The 5,872-nt window shown below is 68.9% G+C and carries 1 protein-coding gene; it reads left to right on the top strand.

Annotated elements, in window-relative coordinates:
• Positions 1 to 5,872: beta strand repeat-containing protein (locus AC1DS6_RS42120; RefSeq protein WP_477104745.1), on the top strand; the 5,872-nt coding region annotated here is incomplete at both ends.

Here is a 5,872-nt window from a genome sequence, read left to right as displayed (position 1 = left end):
GGGGGCGCCGCAGTGTGCCGGCACGCGCGGTCGCGGGCCTGCTTGCGCTGACCTTGTGGGTCGGGCCGATGCAGGTCACCCTGCAGCAGGCGCAGCAGGCAGCAGGCGTGCTGGCAGCCGGCGCGGTCGAGCTGGAGGCTCCGGCGATTCACGCGGCCGCCGTCCGTCAAAGCCTGTTGCGCTGGGCGGTTGCACACCTGCCGGTGACGGCCAGCTTCGGTCCGACGGCAGCCTATGCGGCGCCGGTCACGGACCCGAGCGCGCCCTTGCGCTTCACACCGTCGATCACCACCACCACGGGGCCGGGCGCACCTCAGGGCGGCGTCCCCGTCGTGGGCATCACGACGCCCAACGCGCAAGGCATTTCGCTGAACCAGTACCGGTCCTTCGTGGTGGACCCGATCGGCCTCATCCTGAACAACAGCACGGTTGGCGGCGGCACCTTCCTCGGTGGCCAGGTCGGCGCCAACGGCAATCTCGCCGCRTCCGGGCCGGCCAGCCTGATCATCAACCAGGTGACCAGCCAGACGCCCGCGCAGATCAACGGCACGGTGGAAGTGTTCGGTGCGCCGGCGGGGCTGGTCATCGCCGCCCCCGGCGGGGTCTACACCAGCGGGGCGGGCTTTACCAACRCCACCCAGGTAACACTCACCACCGGCACGCCACAGTTCCTGTCCGCCGCCGGCACCCCGACCAGCTTCGATGCCGCGGCGGCGGCCGGCTTCCTGGTGCAAGGCGGGCGCGTGCAGATTGCCAACCCCGCACCGGGCAATGCCAATGGCGTCGGCATCGAAGGCACCGTCGGCAATATCAACCTGATCGCCGAATCGATCGGCGTRGACGGCGCGCTCCATGCCGGCAACCAGATCAACCTGGTGGCGGGGCGCCAACTGGTGACGCCTGCGGGAAGCAGCTTCAGCACCGCCGCCGCCGGACCGAACAACGCCGCCACCAACACCACGGCTGCCAACGGCCTGGCAATCGACGCGACGGCCTTCGGCGCCATGACGGCTGGCCAGATCCAGATCGTCAGCACCGCGGCAGGGGTCGGCGTGCGGGCGGACGGCAATCTTGCCGCATCGGCCAGTCACCTGACGCTTGATTCCGCGGGCAACCTCAAGGTCGGCAATACCTACGCCAAGGAAAGCGTTGCCATTGCCGCTGCCGGAGCCGTTACCGCYTCGGGCAATGGCCACGGCGAGGCCGGATACAGCGTCAAGGCTGGCCAGGATGTGACGCTCGGCGGCACGCTGGAATCGGGCAAGGCGGTATCGGTAACCGCCGGCGGCTCGATCAGCGGCGCCGGTGGCGTGACAGCGCAGGAATCCGTAGCCCTGGTTGCGGGCGGCAGCGTGGATGTCGGCGGCGCGGTCAATGGTGCCCGGATCGCGATCCAGGCGGCGGGCAACGATGGCAAGGGCGACATCCGGCTAAAGGGCGACATTACCTCGCCCGGCCAGATCCAGCTCGATGCCGCGCGGGATACCACCATCGACGGCAACGCGGTATCGGCCGGCGACCTGAACCTGGCTACCCGGCGCAACCTGACCATCAACGGCGAGGCGGGCAGCACTGGCGGCAACGTGGCGTTGACCGGCGTCACCGGCAGCGTGACCACCACGGGCAATGTGGTATCCCCCGGCACGCTGGCGGTCACGGCGGGCACGGATGCCAATCTCGGCGGCCAGGTATTGGCGTCCAAGGCCGTCGCCGTGACCGCGCAGGGCGGCAGCATTACCACCAGCGGCCAGATTGGCACCAATGCCGACCTCAGCCTCACCGCCGCGCAAAACGTCACGGTTGGCGGCCAGGCGCAGAGCGCTGGCAAGACCACGATCACCGCGACCGCTGGCAGCGCCAGCATCGACGGCGCGCTCACCAGCGACGGGGATGCCGTGATCGCGGCAGGGCGGGATGCAACGGTGGCTGGCAACCTGAGCAGCGGCGGCACGGCCAGCCTGTCGGCCTCCGCGGGCTCGGCCACGGTGAGCGGCACGCTGAGCAGCGTGGGCCATGCCAGCCTGAGCGGCGGGCAGGATGTCGGCCTCGCCGGCCGCGTGCTGACCGGCGGCAATCTGGTGGCGAGCGCGGGCAAGACCCTGAGCGCGGGCCAGCTGACATGGGTGGGCGGCAATGCCACCTTGCGCGGCAAGAATGTCCGTGTGGGCTCGGCGCCGGGTCAGGTCAATGGCGTTGACGGCACGCTCGATGCGGCTGCCAGCCAGAGCCTGGTCTTGACTGGCGACACCACCGCTGGCAGCGCCATGCTCGCGGGCCAGTCGGTTGCCAACAGCGGCGCGACGATTGCCAGGCAGCAACTCGTTGTCAACGGCAACGCGGTAAGCAATACCGGGACCCTGGCAGGCAATCAGCTTAGCCTGGGTTCGGCCAGCCTGGTCAACCGCGGCACCATTGGCGGCGCGAACGTCAACGTCACCGCCACTGGCGGCCTGGACAACGCGCAGGGCCTCGTCGCCGGCACCCGGACCCTTGCCGTCACGGCTGGCGCGCTGACGGGCAATCAGGGCGGCACCCTCTTCGCCGGGGACCTGAGCGGGAAAAATCCCATCGTTGGCGACCTGACCTTCACCGTCACGGGTGGCAACGGCAGCTTCAACAATGCCGCTGGCCAACTACTGGCGGGCAACAACCTGACGCTCAACGCGCCGAACCAGGTATTCGATCCGTCCGCCGCCACTACCGGTTCCCTGAACGCCAACGGCACGCTGACCCTGGCGGCGCTGGCGATCAACAACACCGGCACCTGGAACGTGCAGGGCGGCAAGGCCGTACTCAACGCCAGCCAGGGCATCACGAACKCAGGGACCATCCAGAAGGCCGGCGAACTGTCATTGGCTACCGGCGGCACGCTGACCAATAGCGGCCAGATCGTGGGCGGCAGCAGGCTTTCCCTGTCCGCCGGGGCGCTCGCGAATACAGGGACGGTACATGCCAATGGCGATCTTGCGCTGCATGGCAACGTAAGCAACGGCGGCACGGTCGAGTCGCTGGGCAATATCGCCGTCACGGGCGGCGACTACGACAACCGCGGYGGCACCACGCAAGCCAATGGCGACCTCAAGTTCGATATTGGCGGCACGCTCAACAACATCGGCAGCGTGCTCGGGGCCAACGGCAACCTGCATATCGCCGCCGGCGCGGTCATCAACGACCGCACCGCGCCCCTGGATGCGGGCAGTTTCACCACCAAGGTTGTCAACGACGGCCTGCTCAAATCCACCATCATCGGCAGTTATTCGCCCTGGCTGCAAGGGGGAAGCTGTGACAATTGCGCCGCCTATGTATCAGGCGCACCGATCGACATCACGCTGGCCGACGTCACGCGCAATCCGGATGGCACCGTGTTGCTGGTCCTGGGCGAAGAGATCATTCCCTCGAACGGCGACCAGCAACTCAGGCAGGCACTCTGGCACGTGATTCCGGGCATCCCTGGCCGGGACAGCGTGCCGGTATCGCTGCTGAACTCGGGCAGCGTGCGCCATATCGGCGGGGTGCCTACCGTCGATCATACGGTGGTACGGCAATCCGACGGCACCGCCGGCCAGATCATCAGCGGCGGCAGCCTCGACATTACCGCCGCATCCCTTTCCAACAAGGGCGGCGTGATCTCCGCCGTCAAGGAYGTGACGCTGCATGTCGGCGCCCTGGACAACAGCCGGTCTGCGACGCTGATCAACAGCGTGGCCGACACGGTGAACCAGGGCGAGCTGTCGGCGTTCATGGCGCAGCTCACGGCACTGACGAAGGACAGCACCAACGCCTACGGCCCCGGGCCGCTGGTCTAYGGCACGCCGCCAAGCATGGCCGCCTGCGACTCGTGCACAGCGCCGCCCCCGTGGTCGCCCATCGCGCTCGGGCAGACGGTCGCCGGCACGCAAGCGGGCGCGCCGGGCCAATCCACGGTCAGCCAGCAGCTTGGCAAAGCCGGCCAGATCACAGCCGGCGGCAACCTGAGCCTGAATGGCACCGGCGACCTGACCAACGCCGGCGATCTCGCCGCCGCCGGCAAGRTCGCGATCACCACGCCTGGCACCTTCACCAACCAGGGCACTTACGAMAGCAAGGTCACCAGCACACCCGGCTGTCTTCCGGGGGCCGCAAGTTGCCCGGKCGACAGCGCCCCCCACTATCAAACGCTGGCGTGGCAGCAGACGCCCAGCACGGTGGCCGCCGGCAACACSCTCACCATCAATGCGGCCAACATCCAGAATCTGCACGGCACGCTAGCCGCGCRGGGCGATGTCAAGCTGACGGCCGGCARCAGCGTCACCAACCAGGCCGGTGCCATCCAGTCGCTGTCCGGCGACGTCTCGGTGACCGCGCCCACCCTGGTCAACAAGGCCATGGACCCGGTGAGGCTGCGCAAGAGCTACGGCAGCACCAATCCGAGCTACGCCGGCGGCTGCAACCCGGGCGGCACCCACGGCAACAGCCAATGCGAGGCRGACGAAGACAGCGCGGCCGGGCCGGCGGCGGTCATCACCGCCGCGCGCGACGTCCGGCTCGGCGGCGGCAMGCTGGCCAACCACGGCGGCCTGATCAGCGGCGGGCAGGACGTGACCGTGCGGATGAGCGGAGCGGTCGACAACAGCAGCATCGCGCTGAACGCCGACTGGATCGGGCGCTGGCAGGAAGACCGCAGCGGCGGAGACCGCTGGCATGACACCGGGGGCCGCTCCGTCCTCGGCAGCCTTGAATCCGGCATCCAGGCAGGCCGCGCGCTGGCCGTCACGGCAGGCGGGCAGGTGCTCAACACCGGCAACCTGATGGGCAACACGGTCGACCTGACCGGCGCCGCCCTCRCCAACGGCTATACCAGCCCGTCCCAGCCCACGCCGCCCTCCACCGGCGCGCAGCAAGTGATCCCGCTGGGCCCGGTAGCGGCGCCCGGCGGCGCGGTCCCGGCCGCCACGCCGGTGGACAACCCGACCAGGCCGTGGCAGTTCAACCCGGTCATCGTTACCACGCCGGCTGCGCCGGACACGGGCGGCAAGCAAACGGTCGACTGGCACTTCAACGCCAACCTGGGCGGCAATCCGGTCACCGCGCCCGGCACCAGCATCGACCGYGCGCAGTACCTGAACCACAGCCCGGCCGTCGCGGTGCTGGCCGGCGTGACGCCCGACAGCCTGCTGGCGCAGTTGCCGSCMGCGCTGCGCCCGGGCAGCGTGACCTTCTACTACGACSCYTACACCGAAGGCCAGAAGCTGCAGCAGGCAGCGCTGCRGCAGACGGGCCAGGCSAGCTTTGTCAGCGGGCTGGCGTGGGACAGCCAGCACCAGCTCTCGGTGACGGACCAGGAGAARCTCATCCTCTACCGGAACGCGGCGGACTACGCGAAGGAGCACCACATCCAGGTGGGCCAGGCGCTGTCGCCGGGGCAGGTGGCGGCGCTGGATGCGCCGATGCTGTGGTACGTGCAGCAGGCTGTTCCTGATCCGAGTTGCAACACGGTAGCCAGTACGGCGTGCCCGACGGTGAATGCGTTGGTGCCACAGGTGTACCTGCCGGAAGGCTATGCGCAGGCGCTGACCAAGCCGACCGGCGGCACGATTGCGGGTGAGAACGTCAATCTGGACATTGCCGGGCAGCTGCGCAACAGCGGCGTGATCACGGCGGGCGACACGCTGAACGTGAAGGCGGGCAGCATCGATGCCGGGCCCAATGTGGTGGACATCGGCACGTCGGCCTACCGGGTGCAGGGCGGCTGGAGCGTGATCACCGGGACGGTGGTGCAGCCGGGCGGGTTCATGAGCGCGATGCACATGAACATCGAGGCCGACGCGATCAATGCGGTCAACGATGCGTTCCTGATCCGCGGCGCCGACGGCAGGGTGGACGAGGCCGCGAC

The organism is Cupriavidus sp. 05L310, from assembly GCF_056398185.1.
The sequence above is the reverse complement of the archived record's forward strand: the minus strand, read 5'-3'. Positions and strand labels throughout refer to the sequence as shown.